A 17,168-nucleotide genomic window follows, 5' to 3' on the forward strand; every position below is an offset into this window, starting at 1 on the left:
GAATTATGAAGAAAATGAATGTTTTGGGCTGCATCGCCCTCGTTTTGTTGGCCATTCCTGCCAATGGACATGCACAATCGTTGAAAGACCTGTTCAACAAGGACAACATTGAGAAAGTAGTCAATGCCGTCACCGACAAAAATACGGCTTCCATGACCGGCACATGGACCTTCACAGGTACAGCCCTGGAATTCGAATCGGACAACCTGCTCCAGAAGGCAGGAGGCTCGCTGGCTTCCTCGGCCGTAGAGAAGAAGCTGGACGAACAGCTGGCCAAAATCGGCATCAAGCCGGGACAGCTCACGTTTACTTTCGACGCCGACAGTACCTTTACGGCTACCGTGGGCTCCAAACCACTGAACGGAACCTACTCGTATGACGCATCGACCCAAAAGGTCAACCTGAAATTCGTCAAGCTCATCGGACTGAATGCCAAGGTGAACTGCACTTCCAGCTCCATGGACCTGCTGTTCAACGCCGACAAGCTGCTCCAGCTGCTCACCTACCTGTCCAGCAAGAGCAACAACAGCACACTGCAGACCATCGGATCGCTGGCCGAAAGCTATGACGGCATGCTCGTAGGACTGGGACTGGAAAAGAAGGAGAACTAAAAATTCCCAGTTGGAGAAATGTTTTCCTCCAACTGGGAATTTTTAAAATCCTAAGGACATAAAAAAGAGGCCCGAAATCGGACCTCTTTTTTGTGGAGCGGAAAACGAGACTCGAACTCGCGACCCCAACCTTGGCAAGGTTGTGCTCTACCAACTGAGCTATTTCCGCGATTGCATTACCTTTAATAGTGCCCAGAACAGGACTCGAACCTGCATGCCTCTCGACACACGCACCTGAAACGTGCGCGTCTACCAATTCCGCCACCTGGGCATTCGTCGTTGCAATCTTAAAATGGAGCGGAAAACGAGACTCGAACTCGCGACCCCAACCTTGGCAAGGTTGTGCTCTACCAACTGAGCTATTTCCGCAGTTTCAAGATACGTGAAGAGAAGGAGACTCGAACTCCCACGACATAATTGTCACTACCCCCTCAAAGTAGCGCGTCTACCAATTCCGCCATCTCTCCAGACCTTTCAATCTTTCAAAGAACTGACTACAAAACCTGGTGCCCAGAACAGGACTCGAACCTGCATGCCTCTCGACACACGCACCTGAAACGTGCGCGTCTACCAATTCCGCCACCTGGGCATTGGGTTATTGCAATCATTTCAATGGAGCGGAAAACGAGACTCGAACTCGCGACCCCAACCTTGGCAAGGTTGTGCTCTACCAACTGAGCTATTTCCGCGTTTGCGGTTGCAAAGGTAGGTATTTTCCGCAAACCTGCAAACATTCCAGCTACTTTTTTCAGCAAATAAATTCACGTTGACAAACAGACTTCTGATTATCAGTCCATTCTGTCACGATAATCTTCGTAAGAAAATTTTCGGAAGACCTTGGCCTCACCCTTTTCGGTCCACATGGCGATGGCCGGATGGTGAATTCCGTTGAACATATTGGTCTTGACGGTCGTGTAGTGTATCATGTCCTCGAAGACGATACGCTCCCCTATTTGCAGTTCATGGTCGAAGCTCCAGTCGCCCATATAGTCGCCGCTCAGGCAGGAATTGCCGCCCAGCCGGTAGACATACGGCCCCTGCGCACCCATCTGCGCGCCGCGTACGGCAGGCTGGTAGGGCATCTCCAGGCAGTCGGGCATGTGGCAGGTGAAGCTCACGTTCAGGATGGCGGTGCGGATGCCGCGGTTCTCCACGATGTCCACCACCTCGGACGTCAGTACGCCCGTCTGCCACGTGAAGGCCGAGCCGGGTTCAAGGATGATACGCAGGTTGGGATAACGCCTCCTGAGGCCCTGTAGCAAGCCGATAAGGTGCTCCACGTCGTAGTCCTTGCGGGTCATCAAGTGACCGCCGCCCAGATTGAGCCACTTCAGCTGGGAGAACCAGCGGGCAAACTTCTCTTCCAGGTGCGCCAGCGTGCGCTCCAGTTCGTAGGACGACGACTCGCAATGGCAATGGCAGTGGAAGCCCTCAATGCCCTTCGGCAGACAGTCGGGTAGCTGTTCGGCCATCACGCCGAAGCGGGTGCCGGGGGCGCAGGGATTGTAGAGTTCGGTCTCCACCTCCGAATACTCGGGGTTCACGCGGATGCCGCACGAGATGCCGCTCCCCCCGGCCTCCACCATCGGATAGAAGCGGCGGAACTGCGACAGGGAGTTGAACGTGATGTGGCTGCTGCAACGCATGATTTCGGGGAAGTCGGCTTCGGTATAGGCCGGCGAATAGGTGTGTGCCTTGCTTCCGAACTCCTCGAGCGCCAGACGCGCCTCGTAGACGGAGCTGGCCGTGGAGTGGTCGATATACTCGCGGAAGATGGGGAACGAGCGCCACATGGCAAACGACTTGAAGGCAAGGATGATTTCCACACCGGCACGGTCGGCCACGCTCTTGATGAGTGTCAGATTCTTGCGCAGCAACTCTTCTTCCATGATGTAGCAGGGAGAAGGGAAAAGGGTAAAGTCTATCATGTATCTGTCTTTATTTAATGTTCTTGAAATTCAATTATTTCATTGATAATCAACAATTCATCCAGTTCATCCGAAAGCGGCCTTCCGCCGCCCGGAACCGGGCAATGTTTTGCCCCAGAGAAAGCAATGTTTTCGGGTAAAGAAAGCAATGTTTTCTTCCTTGAAAAGCAATGCTTTTCCACGCTTCATCCGACAACCTTGAAGCGGGCAAAGCGCAGGAGCAGCTGCTTCTCGCCCGCATGCTCGAAGCGGATGGTAGCCTTGGCGTTGTCGCCCTCGCCTTCCACCCGCAGCACCTCACCGCGGCCGAAGCGTTCGTGCTCTATCAGTTGCCCTGCCTGCAGGCCTCCCCCGCCCGACGGAGCCGGAGCGGCGCTGGTCGCGGCCTCCACCCGCTTCAGCTTGCGGGGCATGGTGGAGGCGATGAGCGGTTCGCGCGAGAACTTCCGTTCGCCTGCGGGCGATGAAGCCGACGTGCCATACTGGGGACGCGAGGCGGAACGGAACAGGTCGTCCGACGAACGGCGGAAGCGTTCGGCTCCCTCGTCCACCCGCCGGCCCAATAAAGCGTTCTGCGGCAGGCTCAGGTAGCGCGCGTCGATGTCGTGCAGGAAGCGGCTGGGGCTGCCGAACTCGGTCTTGCCGTAGCGCATGCGCGTCTTGGCGTACGACAGGAAGCAATGCTCCTCGGCACGGGTGATGGCCACATAGAACAGGCGGCGCTCCTCCTCCAGGGCACGGGGCGAATCGACCGTCATGGCGCTGGGGAAGAGGTTCTCCTCCATGCCCACCACAAAGACGTTGCGGAACTCCAGTCCCTTGGCCGAATGGACGGTCATCAGCGTAATCTTCTCGCCGTCGTCGTCCTTGTCCGAGTCCTGGTCGGTGAGCAGCGACACTTCAGAGAGGAAGTCGCCCAGGGCAATGTGTTCGTTGCCCTCCTCCAGCCGTTCGGCGCAGAAGTCCCTCATGCCGTTCATCAGCTCCTCGATGTTCTCCTTCCGGCTGAGGTTCTCGGGCGAATTGTCCTGGCAGACGTCGTTGATGATGCCCGCCTGCCGCACGATGTCCTCGCCCAGCTCGCTGGCATTCTTCCGTCCCAAGTCGTCCATGAAGGAAGCTATCAGGTCGCGGAATCCCTGAAGCTTGCCCGCCGTACCCTTGTTGAAGTTCAGCCCGTAGGCCAGCGGCTCGCAGAGGACAGCCCACAGGCTGACATTGTTCAACGTAGCCGCGGCCACAATCTTGCCCACCGTCGTGTCGCCGATGCCGCGGGCGGGATAGTTGATGATGCGCTTGAAGGCCTCTTCGTCGTTGGGATTGGCCACGAGGCGGAAGTAGGCTATCACGTCCTTGATTTCCTTGCGCTGGTAGAAGGACAGGCCGCCGTAGATGCGGTAGGGCATGTTGCGCTTGCGCAGGGCCTCTTCGAAGATGCGACTCTGGGCATTGGTGCGGTAGAGCACAGCAAAGTCGGCATAGCCATAGCCCGACTGGCGGCGCAGGGCGGCTATCTTGTTCACCACCATCTCGCCCTCCTCCACGTCGCTGTAGGCCTGAAGGACGCCGATGGGCTCGCCGGGGTCCTTCTCGGAGAACACGTCCTTGTGTATCTGCCGCTGGTTCTTGCTGATGAGGCTGTTGGCGGCAGACACGATGGTCTGCGTGGAGCGGTAGTTCTGCTCCAGCTTGAAGACGCGCGTGCCGGGGAAAGTCTTGGTGAAATAGAGGATATTGTCGATGTCCGCCCCGCGGAAGGAGTAGATGCTCTGTGCGTCGTCGCCCACCACGCAGACGTGCTGGTGGTTCTTGGCCAGCTGGAGCACGATGCTGTGCTGGGCCACGTTCGTGTCCTGATACTCGTCCACGAGGATGTAGCGGAACTGCTCCTGATAGCGGGCCAGCACGTCGGGATGGTCGCGGAAGAGCAGGAAGGTATAGAACAGCAGGTCGTCGAAGTCCATCGCATCGGCCTGGCGGCAACGTTCCCAGTAGCGGCGGTACACATCGCGCAGGGCGGGCACCTGGGCCGCGCAATCGTACTCGTATGCCTCCTTGCTGCGGGCATAGTCGGCGGGCGACACGAGGTGGTTCTTCGCGTTGGAGATGCGCGACTGTATCAAGCCCGGCTTATAGGCCTTCTCGTTGAGCTGCATTTCCTTGACGATGGAGCGTATCAGGCTCTTGCTGTCGGCCGTGTCGTAGATGGTGAACTGATGCGTGAACCCCAGCACATCGGCCTCGGTATGGAGGATGCGCAGGAACAGGGAGTGGAACGTACCCATCCACAACCAGCGCGCCCGTTCGGGGCCCACCTGGCGGGCGATGCGCGCCTTCATCTCGCGCGCCGCCTTGTTGGTAAAGGTCAGGGCCAGGATGTTCCACGGCTGGTAACCGTTCTCCAGCAGCCAGGCTATCTTGTAGGTCAGCACGCGGGTCTTCCCCGAGCCCGCGCCCGCAATCACCAGCGAAGGCCCGTCGTTGTAGAGCACGGCGGCACGCTGGCTTTCGTTCAGTTCGTTGATATAGTCGGACATATATATGCGTTGTCTTATTCTTCCTTATTATATACTGTGATGCAAAGCTGGTGCAAAGATACGGAAAAGCCCCGAACATTTCCCCCGCCGAAGTGTTGATATTACAAAGCATTCTTCGTATATTTGTATCGAAAGAAGAATTATTAACCTTATAACCATACCACGTATGACACTCATTACATTAATCGCAACGCTTATGATGTTCAACATGCCCACACTTCCGTATGCCCACAACGCATTGGAACCTGTAATCAGTCAGTCCACCATCGACTTCCACTACGGGAAGCATCTGCAGACCTATGTCAACAACCTGAACAGCCTTGTCCCCGGCACCGAGTTCGAGGGCAAGACACTCGAGGAAATCGTTGCCACCGCCCCCGACGGTCCTATCTTCAACAATGCCGGACAAGTACTGAACCACACGTTCTACTTCCTCCAGTTCACCCCCGCCCCTGCCCGCCACGAACCCGAAGGCACGCTGGCCGACGCCATCCGCCGCGACTTCGGAAGCTTCGACAATTTCAAGAAAGAATTTACGGCGGCCGCCACAGGCCTCTTCGGCTCCGGCTGGGCCTGGCTCTCGGCCGACAAGGACGGCAAACTGCACATCACCAAGGAAGCCAACGGCAGTAACCCCCTCCGTGCGGGCCTCACGCCCCTGCTCACCTTCGACGTGTGGGAGCATGCCTATTACCTGGATTACCAGAACCGCCGAGCCGACCATCTGCAAGCACTATGGGACATCATCGACTGGCCAGCCGTAGAAAAGAGACTGAAATGACCAACTTCCCCGTCCTTACGGGACTTCCATCCCCACTTGACGCATCCACCGGGCACAAACGCGGCGGATGCGTTTCTGTTTCCATACCATCTAACATATTTTAAAGGAAAAGATTGGCTTCTCCAGCAAGGATTCATTAACTTTGCTAAACTTAACAATTCCGGCAAAGGATATGAAACTTATCGTTGTGACACCACCCACATTTTTTGTGGAAGAAGACCAAATCATCACCGCCCTCTTCGAGGAAGGGCTGGACATCCTGCACTTGCGTAAGCCGGAAACGCCGGCCATGTACTCGGAACGTCTGCTGACCCTCATTCCCGAAAAATATCATCGGCGCATCGTCACCCACGAGCATTTCTACCTGCAAAACGAATTCAACCTGCTGGGCATCCACTTGAATGCCCGCAACCCCAAGGAGCCACACGACTATGCAGGAAACGTCAGTTGCACCTGCCACTCCATCGACGAGCTGAAAAACAAGAAGCACTTCTACGACTATGTATTCCTGAGTCCTGTATTCGACTGCATCACCAAGGCAGGAGTGACTGCCGGCTTCACCCCCGAAGAGCTGCGCGCCGCAGGCAAAGAGAGGATTATCGACAACAAGGTCATGGCCTTCGGAGGCATTACACCCGACAACATCCTCCAAGTGAAAGACTTCGGATTTGGAGGAGCCGTCGTGATGGGCGACTTGTGGAACAAGTTCAACGCCTGTACCGACCGCGACTATACGGGAGTCATCCGCCATTTCAAGCATTTGAAGGAAATGGCCGACTGAAAAAGCCGTCGTATCACGCCCTCGGACAGCCTTCCGTTTGCCCAGCCTAAAGCAACCGTTTGTCCAGCTTAAAGCAACCGTTTACCCAGCTTAAAACCAACCTTTGCCCAGCCTAAAGCAACCATTTGCCCAGCTCAAAAGAAACGTTCACCCGACTGAAAACTAAAAGAGGGGTGCATCCATGGATGCACCCCTCTATGTTTAACGGACCAACGTCCACATTAATCTTCGATAGCAGCCTGCGCCGCAGCCAGACGGGCAATAGGCACACGGAACGGAGAGCAGCTGACGTAGTTCAAACCAACCTTGTGGCAGAACTTCACAGACGAAGGCTCACCGCCATGCTCGCCGCAGATACCGCACTTCAGGTCGGGACGAACAGCACGTCCTTTCTCTGTAGCCATACGGATAAGCTGACCTACACCGTTCTGGTCGAGTACCTGGAAGGGATCGACCTTCAGAATCTTCTTCTCCAGATATACGGGGAGGAAGGAAGCAATGTCATCGCGCGAATAGCCGAAGGTCATCTGCGTCAGGTCGTTCGTACCGAAGGAGAAGAACTCGGCAGAAGAGGCGATGCGGTCGGCCGTCAAAGCAGCACGAGGCACCTCAATCATTGTACCTACCTTGAAATCGATGCTGTCACCCACTTCTTCGAACAGCTTGGCAGCTTCGGCGCGGATTACCTTCTCCTGTTCCTTGAATTCATAAAGGATACCTGTCAGCGGAACCATGATTTCGGGATGCGTTTCCACTCCCTCTTTCTTCAGTTCAAGAGCGGCACCCAAGATGGCACGCGTCTGCATCTGAGTGATTTCAGGATAGGTATTACCCAGACGGCAGCCACGGTGTCCCAGCATCGGATTGTGTTCGCAAAGGGCTTCCACACGCTGCTGGATGTATTGCAGACTTACACCCATGGCTTCGGCCATCTCCTGCTGTCCCTTCAAATCATGAGGTACAAACTCGTGCAAAGGCGGGTCGAGCAGACGAACGGTAACAGGATAGCCTGCCATGGCCTTGAAGATGCCCTTGAAGTCGGCCTGCTGATAAGGCAAAATCTTGTGCAAAGCCTTACTGCGGCCTTCCGCATCTTCCGCCAGAATCATTTCACGCATGGCTTTGATCTTCTCACCTTCAAAGAACATGTGCTCCGTACGGCACAAACCGATACCTACAGCACCAAAGCTACGGGCCACAGAAGCATCATGAGGCGTATCGGCATTGGTACGCACCTTCAACTTCGCATATTTGTCGGCCAGTTTCATCAGTTCGGCAAAGTCGCCCGACAGCTCGGCAGCTTTCGTTTCAACCTTTCCTTTATATACTTCACCGGTACTACCATTGAACGAAATGAAGTCTCCTTCTTTCAAAACAACTCCATCAACCTCTACAGTACGGGCCTTATAGTCAATATTCAATGCTCCTGCACCCGAAACACAGCACTTACCCATGCCACGGGCTACAACGGCTGCATGCGAAGTCATACCACCGCGAGCCGTCAGAATACCTTCGGCCACAGCCATACCTGCCAAGTCTTCAGGTGACGTCTCAATACGCACCATCACGACACGCTTGCCGGCAGCACGCCATTCGGCCGCATCATCGGCAAAGAAAACAATCTGACCGCAGGCGGCACCCGGAGAAGCCGGCAGACCACGAGTCAGCACCTTGGCCTGCTTCAAAGCCGTCTTGTCGAATACGGGGTGAAGCAACTCGTCAAGTTTGTTAGGTTCACAACGCATCAGAGCCGTCTTCTCGTCAATCATACCCTGACGGAGCAAATCCATGGCAATCTTCACCATTGCGGCACCTGTACGCTTACCGTTACGGGTCTGCAGGAACCAGAGCTTGCCTTCCTGTACCGTGAATTCCATATCCTGCATATCACGGTAGTGGTTTTCCAACTTCGTCTGCAGGGCATCCAGTTCCTTGTAGATTTCGGGCATGGCCTCTTCCATGGAAGGATATTTGGCAGCACGCACTTCCTCGCTGATACCAGCCAGTTCGGCCCAGCGCTGCGAACCGATCTTGGTAATCTGCTGCGGCGTACGGATACCGGCTACTACGTCTTCGCCCTGTGCATTGATCAGGTATTCACCGTTGAACAGGTCTTCACCCGTAGCGGCATCACGGCTGAAGCATACACCTGTTGCCGAAGTATCGCCCATATTACCGAACACCATAGCCTGTACACTGACAGCCGTACCCCATTCGTCGGGTATACCTTCCATCTTGCGATACAGGATGGCACGTTCGTTCATCCAGGAATTGAAGACGGCGCAAATGGCGCCCCACAACTGTTCGTAAGCACAAGTCGGAAAATCCTTGCCCGTACGTTCCTTGACTGCAGCCTTGAAGCGCTTTACCAGTTCTTTCAAATCCTCTACTTCCAGCTCATTGTCAAGCTTCACGCCTTTGGCATGCTTGACATCTTCTATAATGGCTTCGAAAGGATCAATATCATCTTTGTTGGTAGGTTTCATACCCAGCACCACGTCACCATACATCTGCACAAAACGACGGTAGGAATCCCATGCAAAGCGGGAATTGCCAGTCTTGCGAGCCAATCCTTCCACAACGTCATCGTTCAATCCCAGGTTCAAAATGGTATCCATCATACCCGGCATGGAAGCGCGCGCACCCGAACGGACAGAAACCAGCAACGGGTTTTCGACGTCACCAAACTTGGAACGCATCAAGGTCTCCACATGTGCAATGGCTTTTTCGACATCATCTTTCAACAGGGCCACTATCTTTTCCTGTCCCATTTCATAGTATTCTGTACATACCTCCGTTGTAATGGTAAATCCGGGAGGAACCGGTACACCTATCAGATTCATTTCAGCCAGATTGGCACCCTTGCCACCCAGCAGGTTTCTCATGTCGGCCTTGCCTTCCGCATGGCCATTTCCAAAAGTATAAACTCTTTTTCTATCCATAATATTGAAAAGGTTTTGATTGTGACTTTTTCATTTCTTGCCCGCAAAGCTAAATATATTTCGCATACTATAAAACTTTTTGCAGAGAAATTTTATGCAAAAATGCAATTTCGACATTGCAATCTTTATTATTTCACCAAAACACCAATAATTAGCAAAAAATAGCTATTTTTGCAGCAGAATTTATTAGACTGGTGTAAAAGTGGCAAGAAAAAGAAAAGAACTTCCCCTGCTGGAAAAAGTAACAATAACGGACGTGGCTGCCGAAGGAAAAGCCATAGCAAAAGTCAACGACCTCGTCATATTCGTACCATACGTTGTTCCCGGAGATGTAGTCGATTTGCAAATCAAGAGGAAAAAGCATCATTATGCCGAAGCGGAAGCAGTAAAATTTCACGAATACTCGCCGAAAAGAGCCGTCCCCTTCTGCCAGCACTATGGCGTGTGTGGCGGATGCAAATGGCAGGTCCTTCCCTATGAGGAACAAATCAAGTACAAGCAAAAACAGGTAACTGACAACCTGACGCGCATCGGAAAAATCGAACTGCCGGAGATTTCCCCCATATTAGGATCGGACAAGACCCGGTTCTATCGGAACAAACTGGAATACACCTTCTCCAACAAACGATGGCTTACAGCCGAAGAAGTGGAAAAAGATGCGGTATACGACCAAATGAACGCCGTAGGATTTCATATTCCCAATGCCTTCGACAAAGTACTGGCCATTGAAAAATGCTGGCTGCAGGACGATGTTTCAAACCGCATCCGCAATGCCATACGCGACTACGCCTACGAGCACAACTATACCTTCAACAACATCCGTACGCACGAAGGCATGTTGCGCAACCTCATCATCCGCACATCATCGACAGGCGAGCTGATGGTGATCCTTGTCTGCCGCATTGAACGAGACGAAGAGATGGAATTGTTCAAAAAGCTGTTGCAGCATGTGGCCGACACTTTCCCTGAAATCACTTCCTTACTATATATAGTAAACAATAAAGTAAACGATACCATTACCGACCTCGATGTACTGACATTTAAAGGGAAAGACCATATTTTTGAAGAAATGGAAGGACTGCGCTTCAAAGTAGGTCCCAAATCGTTCTATCAGACCAATTCTGAACAAGCCTACAAACTGTACAAAGTGGCAAGAAGCTTTGCAGGTCTCACAGGCAACGAACTGGTATACGACCTCTACACAGGTACAGGCACCATTGCCAACTTCGTATCCCGCCAAGCCAGACAAGTCATCGGCATCGAATATGTACCCGAGGCCATTGAGGACGCCAAGGTCAATTCGGCAATCAACGGAATAGACAATACCCTCTTCTTTGCCGGCGACATGAAGGACATCCTGACGCAGGACTTTATCGGACAATACGGACGGCCGGATGTCATCATAACCGATCCACCCCGCGCAGGCATGCACCCCGATGTCATCAACGTCATTCTGGCAGCTCAGCCACAACGCATCGTCTACGTCAGCTGCAATCCGGCAACCCAGGCACGCGACTTGCAACTGCTGGACACGAAGTATCGGGTGACTGCCGTACAACCGGTCGACATGTTCCCCCATACCCACCATGTAGAAAATGTCGTACTCCTTGAATTGAGAGAACAACCTGCATCCGAAAACCTATAAACTGAAATTGCCGTGGCAAAAGAAAGAATAACCGCACGGGCCCGTACCCAATATACGGACTATCTGGTCAAAGAACCGATGGAACTGATGGAGTTCCTGGCAGCCAAAATGCCGCAAGCCAGCCGCACCAAACTGAAGATGCTGCTGAGCAAACGCGTCGTGTTTGTCGACAACGTCATCACCACCCAATACAATTTCCCGCTGAAACTGGGCATGAAGGTCCAGATAAGCCGGGATAAAGGCAATAAGGAATTCCATAACAAGCTGCTGAAGATTGTCTACGAGGATGCTTACCTCATTGTGATAGAAAAGATGCAAGGATTGCTCTCGGTCAGCACTGAGCGTCAAAAAGAACGCACAGCCTGCACCATCCTGAACGAATATCTCAAACGCTCGGGACGCAACAACCGGGTATATGTAGTCCATCGCCTGGATCGGGACACATCGGGACTCATGATGTTTGCCAAAGACGAAAAGACCCAGCACACCCTGCGTGACAATTGGCATCGGATCGTTTTCGACCGCCGATATGTAGCCGTAGTAGCCGGAGAGATGGAAAAAGACCAGGGTGTCGTACATTCTTGGCTTACCGACCGCAAACTATACGTATACTCCAGTCCGACGGACGATGGAGGAAAGGAAGCCATCACCCACTACCGGACCATCAAACGGGCCAACGGCTATTCACTCGTAGAACTGCATCTGGAAACTGGACGGAAAAACCAGATCCGAGTCCACATGCAAGACCTGGGACATCCGATTATCGGTGACGGACGGTATGGCATCGAAGATCTGAATCCAATCGGACGCCTGGCTCTCCACGCTTTCAAGCTCTGCTTCTACCATCCCATTACCGGCGAAAAGATGCAGTTTGAAACGCCCTACCCTTCTGAATTCAAAAACCTGCTTCTCAAGAAATAGAACCTACAAAAAAAATGAAGCGCGGAATGCCACAACTGAACATTCCGCGTTTCATTTGTTCTATAGTTTCAATAGAGAGGTATCATTTGTAGTCCGCATCAGCAAAGGTAACCTCCACACCATCCAGCTTGCCAGACAAATAGTGCTCGCGTACCCAGACATTCTCAAAATAGACAATATTCCCTGCCCCGAAATCAAGACGCAAACCTTCTTTGGCACTATCCATCCATTCCCAGTCAAAATTACGGGTCAACGAACTGTAAGGACGGCTTTGGCCCACATAATAATATTCATAGATTTCCTGACCGCTATAATCAAGCTTCGCAAATTTCAGCTGATGGACACAGGTTACCGCAAGATTTTCTTCATTAGTCATTTCATACGTCTCCGTCCATGTATGGGCACACAAACCTTCATCGGTATTTTGAATGGTTTCATACACCACATCATCACCACAGGAAGCCATTACCGGGACTAATATACAAAGTGTCAAGACTTTCACAAAATCTAAAATTCTCATATTCTTTCTTTTTACGTTATTACTGCCGACAAACATACAGAAAAATGTCGGTATAAACTAAATTTTAGTAAAAAGAATAACAGTTGGATTAAACTTTTGTTTCATCGCCCGGTCTAAAAAACATGAAACTTAAAACATGAAATTATGAAAAAGTCTGTAACCTTTATTCTTCTATTAGCGGCAATCTGTACGATAAACATATCCTATGCCGCCAATCCGAAAGTGACCGAACCCCCTTTGGCAGTGGACCAACACCCCAAACATCAGAAGCATCATAAACCCGACAAATCCGACAGGCCTGGCAGACCTGACAAACCCGACAATAAGCGCAGACCACATCATAAAAAGAGACCCGCTCCACCCATCGGGGCTCATTATAGGGAAAAACCGGCCCATTGCATTGAGATTATGTTCAATCATTCTCCCTATTTCTATGCCGGTGGCATATATTACAGGCCGGAACGAACCGGTTATGTCGTGGTACGTCCAAAAATCGGCATGGTTGTTCCCCTCCTTCCCACCAACGGTGTATACAAAATCAAAAAGAAAGGGGAAACATTGTATGTATTTGACGATATTCTCTACAAACCGCTTCCCGACCCCAAAGGAATAAAATTCAAGATTGTAGGTTTCCTACCCATTCCTTGACCAGAATAAATGGCATTCTTATCGCAGTTCTACAAAATGTAATGGTATCGAGTTGAAAAAAAGAATATTCTTTTGCCGTTCATAAAAGAGCCATTAAATTTGTGCCGTCATTCAACGTTTGCAATGGAAACATTTTATTTTCATTTGCATTGACCTGAATTGATTGTAAAGAAACGAACCTAATCCAAATTATGTTTAACTAATAAAGAATCAATGATGAAGAAATTTATAATTTTACTGTTTGTTCTGGCAGCTTCATTGTCTGTCAAAGCACAAGTGTATGTAGGTGGTTCACTCGGACTGTGGCACAACGACGACGCCGACAAGACATCGTTTACACTGGCCCCGGAAGTGGGATATGAGCTGAACGAAGCATGGTCAGTGGGTGCGACACTGGCGTTCACACACAGCAAGACGAAAGTAGAAAAGATAAAAACCATAACCAATGGCTTTGCCTTCGCTCCCTATGCACGATATTCCTTCTTTAACAGTAAAATCATACGCCTGTTTGTCGACGGAGGTATCGGCGTTTCTACCTATAAAGTAAAAGACGGAGGAGATGCCACTTCCGGATTTGAGTTAGGGTTCAAACCCGGCATTGCCATCAAGCTGAACAAACACTTCAACTTTATTGCCAAGTATGGTTTTCTGGGGTATAGAGACGACTATATGCTCGGCAGTCAGGATGGTTATGGATTCTCATTCAGTAGCGAGGACCTCTCCATCGGTTTCCACTACGTATTCTAAAGCTTGAGATTTTATAAAAAACAATCAGCTTTCACATCAGACGACAAGCCTCTGTGAAAGCTGATTTTTCTATGTTTATACTCCACAAGTCCTTTATTCGACAGGCTGATTGCCTGCATACAGGTTGTCGATAATACCATCGGCCAGACCAATAACAGGCACATGAACATATTTTGCCTTCACCGTTTCGGCAATCGTCAGGAAAATCTTGGCGGCAGGCACGATGACATCAGCACGGTCGGCCTTGAGGTTAAACTCCTTCATGCGCTGCTCGGGCGTCAGAGGGCTGAGCTGGTCATACAATTCCTGCAAGGAAGCAATAGACATCCGCTGGAGTTTCTTGTCCTTCTTGTCGGCCAGACGGTAGAGTTTGTTGATATTGCCGCCCGAACCGATGATATTGATGTCCGAAAAGTCGGCTGTCAGGCGGGTCAAGTCGTCCTTCATCTGTTCCCAGACTTCATCCTTTACAGCGTTGCTCAGCATGCGCACGGTTCCTACGTTGTAGGAAAGTGACTGTACCAGCACACCGTTGGTCAAGAGATTAATCTCGGTGCTACCACCGCCCACGTCAACGTAGATATAGTTGCCGGTACGGTCTTCGAGGCATTCGATGTGATTGTTGTAAATCATGCGAGCCTCTTCCTGCCCATCAATGATTTCGATGCGGATGCCCGTATCTTTCAATACCTTCTTGATGACAGCCTTGCCGTTGCGGGCGTCGCGCATAGCCGAGGTGGCACAAGCGCGGTAGTCGGTCACTTCGTATATTTTCATCAGCTGGCGGAAGGCCTTCATCAGGCGGCGCAACTTCACGGCCTTGTTGTCTGAAAGCTCACCCAAGGAAAATACGTCAAAGCCCAGACGGAGGGGCACACGAAGCATCAGTACCTTCGACAAGCGGCGGCTGACCAAGTTCTCGTTTTCTTCCTCTTTCTTAATCAAAAGCCGCACGGCGTTCGAGCCTATATCGATAGCGGCATAACATTTCTTGCACATATTAAATCTACTTATTCTCTTTCTCTTGAGACTGATTCATCTCTTCATAATACCGATACAATTCCTCTTGCGAACGGAAAGGACGCTCCTCACCTGTCGTCCAGGGTTCGTTTCCTCCCCTACCGTCGACGATACGCCCCTGCATCGTGTCGCACAGGCCGTAGTCGATGACACGAGCCAGGTCGGCCTTGATGGCGGGATCGTAGACGGGTGTAACCACCTCCACACGGTTGTCCAGGTTGCGGGGCATCCAGTCGGCCGAACCGATGAAGCATTTTTCTTCGCCACCGGCAGCAAAAATAAAGATACGCGAATGTTCCAAGTAGCGGTCGATGATGCCGCAGATGCGTATCGTGTCGCTTACGCCGGGAATACCGGTAACCAGCGAACAGTTGCCACGCACGAGCAGGTCGATGGGGACACCGTTGGCCGACGCTTCATAGAGTTTCTTCACCATGTCTACATCCGTAATGTGATTGATTTTAATGCGAATATAGGCAGGTTTGCCCAACTGACGATTCCTGATTTCAGTATCTATCAATTTGATGAACCGTTTTTTCATCTCGTTGGGCGAAACGAGCAGCTCCTTGAAGGAGACGGGCATATAGGGTTTCTCGATGAAAGTAAAGACGGAATGGACGTCGCGCACCACGTTGCGGGCTGCCGTCATCAGCATGTAGTCGGTATAGATGCGCGCATTGCCTTCGTGGAAGTTTCCCGTACTGATGCAGGCAATGTCCTGGCCGTTCTTCATGCCGATGTGGGTAATCTTGGAGTGCACCTTCAGGTTCTCCACGCCGAAAATGACGTGGATGCCGGCATCCTGCATCTTCTTCGACCAGCTGATATTGGAAGCTTCGTCGAAACGTGCCAGCAGTTCGATGACCACCGTCACCTTCTTGCCATTACGGGCAGCACAGATGAGGGCACGCACCACCTTGGAGTCCTTGGCCAGGCGGTAAAGCGTGGTCTTGATACTCTTCACCTCCTTGTGTATGGCAGCCTCCTGTAAAAGGCGGATGTAGTAGTCGAAGCTGTGATAAGGCACGTGAATGAAGCGGTCGCCCTTCTGCACCAGCTTCAACAGACTTTCGTTTTTATCCAGTTCAGGGCGTATCAGAGGGGGCCATTGCGGATATTTCAAATCTTTCCGACCACAATCGGGGAAAGACATCAGGTCCTTGTGGTTGTGATAACGTCCTCCGGCCTGCACCGTATCCAGCTTGTCGAGGTTCAGCATGTTCATCACACGCTTGTGCAGGTCCTTGGGCATGGCAGCGTCGTAGATGACCCGCAGGGCATCACCTTTCTTGCGACTCTTCACCCCTTTGGAAATCTTCTGCAACATACCGTTGCGCAGGTCGTTGTCTATTTCCATCTCGGCATCCTTCGTGAACTTGAACGCATACGCCTCGAAATGGTCATAATCCAGCCCGCTGAATATCATCGGGAGGCAGAAGCGGATGACATCGTCCAGATACATCAGGTAATTGTTGCCGTTCTTGTCGGGCAGACGGACAAAACGTCCGCAGACAGAAACAGGCAATTCTATCAGGGCGTAATCGCTATTCTTCCGGCTATCGGCATGCATCTTGACGGCCAGGTAGATGTTCTCGTCGGTCTCGTCGGCCAACTGCTTCACAGCCGAAATCCATACGGGACTGACAAACCCGCTCAGCTTCTGACGGAAAAACGTACGGACATACTGTTGCTGCTCGTCGTCGAGTTCATCTTCCTTCAACAGACAGATGTGCTCGGCACGCAGCTGCCTCGTCACTTCGCGGATTGTCTCCTCGTACTCTTTGGCATATTTGTTGTTCAGCTTGTTGATTTGCTTGATGAGCTGCCGGGCATGTTCGCGCTCGGCCCGCACGCTCCGGTCCTCACATTCGGCAATGCGGCTCAAGGTCGCCATACGCACACGGAAGAACTCATCCAGATTATTGGAGTAGATACCCAGAAAGCTCAGTCTCTCCAACAGAGGTACCTGATGCTTCGTCGCCTCCTGAAGAATGCGGCGGTTAAAAAACATCCAACTCAAATCCCGCTCCACATACGCTTCTGAAAGGACTTTCTTATTGACCGTCTTGTTAGCCATAGTCTATTTA

General features: G+C 51.7%; 13 protein-coding genes and 6 tRNA genes. 7 read left to right on the forward strand and 12 right to left on the reverse strand.

The window, feature by feature from the left end; translation table 11 throughout:
- The first annotated feature begins 5 nt into the window (after nt 1–5).
- A complete protein-coding gene (locus tag BQ7483_RS05950; protein ID WP_022019417.1) occupies nt 6–611 on the forward strand; it encodes a DUF4923 family protein in 606 nt (201 codons plus the stop codon).
- A gap of 93 nt (nt 612–704) precedes the next feature.
- Here BQ7483_RS05950 and BQ7483_RS05955 read toward each other — a convergent pair.
- The 8 genes from BQ7483_RS05955 to BQ7483_RS05990 form a co-directional block, all read right to left on the reverse strand.
- Nucleotides 705–780 (reverse strand) — tRNA-Gly (locus tag BQ7483_RS05955).
- 20 nt (nt 781–800) lie between these two features.
- A tRNA-Leu gene (locus BQ7483_RS05960) sits at nt 801–882 on the reverse strand.
- 22 nt (nt 883–904) lie between these two features.
- A tRNA-Gly gene (locus tag BQ7483_RS05965) sits at nt 905–980 on the reverse strand.
- A gap of 14 nt (nt 981–994) precedes the next feature.
- Nucleotides 995–1,078: transfer RNA gene (locus BQ7483_RS05970), tRNA-Leu, on the reverse strand.
- 37 nt (nt 1,079–1,115) lie between these two features.
- A tRNA-Leu gene (locus tag BQ7483_RS05975) sits at nt 1,116–1,200 on the reverse strand.
- A gap of 24 nt (nt 1,201–1,224) precedes the next feature.
- Nucleotides 1,225–1,300, reverse strand: a tRNA-Gly gene (locus BQ7483_RS05980).
- A gap of 99 nt (nt 1,301–1,399) precedes the next feature.
- Nucleotides 1,400–2,539, reverse strand: coding sequence for a carboxynorspermidine decarboxylase (gene nspC / locus BQ7483_RS05985; protein WP_022019528.1), 1,140 nt, complete (start codon nt 2,537–2,539; stop codon nt 1,400–1,402).
- 185 nt (nt 2,540–2,724) lie between these two features.
- On the reverse strand, nt 2,725–5,076 hold the full coding sequence (locus tag BQ7483_RS05990) for an ATP-dependent helicase (protein ID WP_072545220.1): 2,352 nt from the start codon (nt 5,074–5,076) through the stop codon (nt 2,725–2,727).
- Between the two features lie 166 nt (nt 5,077–5,242).
- Between BQ7483_RS05990 and BQ7483_RS05995 the strand changes: the two genes are divergently transcribed.
- Both BQ7483_RS05995 and BQ7483_RS06000 read left to right on the forward strand, forming a co-directional pair.
- On the forward strand, nt 5,243–5,857 hold the full coding sequence (locus BQ7483_RS05995; protein WP_022019526.1) for a superoxide dismutase: 615 nt from the start codon (nt 5,243–5,245) through the stop codon (nt 5,855–5,857).
- Nucleotides 5,858–6,029: 172 nt separating this feature from the next.
- A complete protein-coding gene (locus BQ7483_RS06000; RefSeq protein WP_022019525.1) occupies nt 6,030–6,638 on the forward strand; it encodes a thiamine phosphate synthase in 609 nt (202 codons plus the stop codon).
- A gap of 221 nt (nt 6,639–6,859) precedes the next feature.
- Here the strand turns inward: BQ7483_RS06000 and ppdK are convergent, their stop codons facing one another.
- Nucleotides 6,860–9,580: a pyruvate, phosphate dikinase gene (gene ppdK, locus BQ7483_RS06005; protein ID WP_072545221.1), complete on the reverse strand. Its 2,721-nt coding sequence runs from the start codon at nt 9,578–9,580 to the stop codon at nt 6,860–6,862.
- A 202-nt stretch (nt 9,581–9,782) separates the two neighbouring features.
- Here ppdK and rlmD point away from each other — a divergent pair, with 202 nt between their 5' ends.
- Nucleotides 9,783–11,225, forward strand: a complete 1,443-nt coding sequence (rlmD, locus tag BQ7483_RS06010; protein ID WP_072545222.1) for a 23S rRNA (uracil(1939)-C(5))-methyltransferase RlmD — start codon at nt 9,783–9,785, stop codon at nt 11,223–11,225.
- A gap of 12 nt (nt 11,226–11,237) precedes the next feature.
- Nucleotides 11,238–12,146 carry an RluA family pseudouridine synthase gene (locus BQ7483_RS06015; RefSeq protein WP_072545223.1) on the forward strand — a complete coding sequence of 303 codons (909 nt, stop codon included), beginning with the start codon at nt 11,238–11,240 and terminating at the stop codon, nt 12,144–12,146.
- A gap of 82 nt (nt 12,147–12,228) precedes the next feature.
- Here BQ7483_RS06015 and BQ7483_RS06020 read toward each other — a convergent pair whose 3' ends face one another.
- Entirely contained in the window at nt 12,229–12,666 is a 438-nt protein-coding gene (locus BQ7483_RS06020; RefSeq protein WP_072545224.1) for a hypothetical protein, read from the reverse strand.
- A 144-nt stretch (nt 12,667–12,810) separates the two neighbouring features.
- Here BQ7483_RS06020 and BQ7483_RS06025 point away from each other — a divergent pair, with 144 nt between their 5' ends.
- Both BQ7483_RS06025 and BQ7483_RS06030 read left to right on the forward strand, forming a co-directional pair.
- The gene (locus tag BQ7483_RS06025) at nt 12,811–13,314 is read left to right on the forward strand and encodes a DUF6515 family protein (RefSeq protein WP_072545225.1); all 504 of its coding nucleotides are present in this window, start codon (nt 12,811–12,813) and stop codon (nt 13,312–13,314) included.
- A gap of 216 nt (nt 13,315–13,530) precedes the next feature.
- Nucleotides 13,531–14,061, forward strand: coding sequence for a porin family protein (locus BQ7483_RS06030; RefSeq protein ID WP_072545454.1), 531 nt, complete (start codon nt 13,531–13,533; stop codon nt 14,059–14,061).
- A 93-nt stretch (nt 14,062–14,154) separates the two neighbouring features.
- Here BQ7483_RS06030 and BQ7483_RS06035 read toward each other — a convergent pair whose 3' ends face one another.
- Nucleotides 14,155–15,060: a Ppx/GppA phosphatase family protein gene (locus BQ7483_RS06035; RefSeq protein WP_072545226.1), complete on the reverse strand. Its 906-nt coding sequence runs from the start codon at nt 15,058–15,060 to the stop codon at nt 14,155–14,157.
- Between the two features lie 7 nt (nt 15,061–15,067).
- A complete protein-coding gene (locus BQ7483_RS06040) occupies nt 15,068–17,158 on the reverse strand; it encodes an RNA degradosome polyphosphate kinase (protein ID WP_072545227.1) in 2,091 nt (696 codons plus the stop codon).
- Nucleotides 17,159–17,168 lie beyond the last annotated feature (10 nt).

It is taken from the genome of Mediterranea massiliensis, from assembly GCF_900128475.1.
GTDB classification, from domain to species: Bacteria; Bacteroidota; Bacteroidia; order Bacteroidales; family Bacteroidaceae; genus Bacteroides; species Bacteroides massiliensis_E.

Excerpts from the sequence above, each read along its gene's own strand:
- BQ7483_RS06030 (WP_072545454.1), top strand. The coding sequence starts at position 13,531 with ATGAAGAAATTTATAATTTTACTGTTTGTTCTGGCAGCTTCATTGTCT.
- BQ7483_RS06040 (WP_072545227.1), bottom strand. The coding sequence starts at position 17,158 with ATGGCTAACAAGACGGTCAATAAGAAAGTCCTTTCAGAAGCGTATGTG.
- nspC (WP_022019528.1), bottom strand. The coding sequence starts at position 2,539 with ATGATAGACTTTACCCTTTTCCCTTCTCCCTGCTACATCATGGAAGAA.
- BQ7483_RS06035 (WP_072545226.1), bottom strand. The coding sequence starts at position 15,060 with ATGTGCAAGAAATGTTATGCCGCTATCGATATAGGCTCGAACGCCGTG.
- BQ7483_RS05990 (WP_072545220.1), bottom strand. The coding sequence starts at position 5,076 with ATGTCCGACTATATCAACGAACTGAACGAAAGCCAGCGTGCCGCCGTG.
- BQ7483_RS05950 (WP_022019417.1), top strand. The coding sequence starts at position 6 with ATGAAGAAAATGAATGTTTTGGGCTGCATCGCCCTCGTTTTGTTGGCC.
- BQ7483_RS06000 (WP_022019525.1), top strand. The coding sequence starts at position 6,030 with ATGAAACTTATCGTTGTGACACCACCCACATTTTTTGTGGAAGAAGAC.
- BQ7483_RS05995 (WP_022019526.1), top strand. The coding sequence starts at position 5,243 with ATGACACTCATTACATTAATCGCAACGCTTATGATGTTCAACATGCCC.
- BQ7483_RS06020 (WP_072545224.1), bottom strand. The coding sequence starts at position 12,666 with ATGAGAATTTTAGATTTTGTGAAAGTCTTGACACTTTGTATATTAGTC.
- ppdK (WP_072545221.1), bottom strand. The coding sequence starts at position 9,580 with ATGGATAGAAAAAGAGTTTATACTTTTGGAAATGGCCATGCGGAAGGC.
- BQ7483_RS06025 (WP_072545225.1), top strand. The coding sequence starts at position 12,811 with ATGAAAAAGTCTGTAACCTTTATTCTTCTATTAGCGGCAATCTGTACG.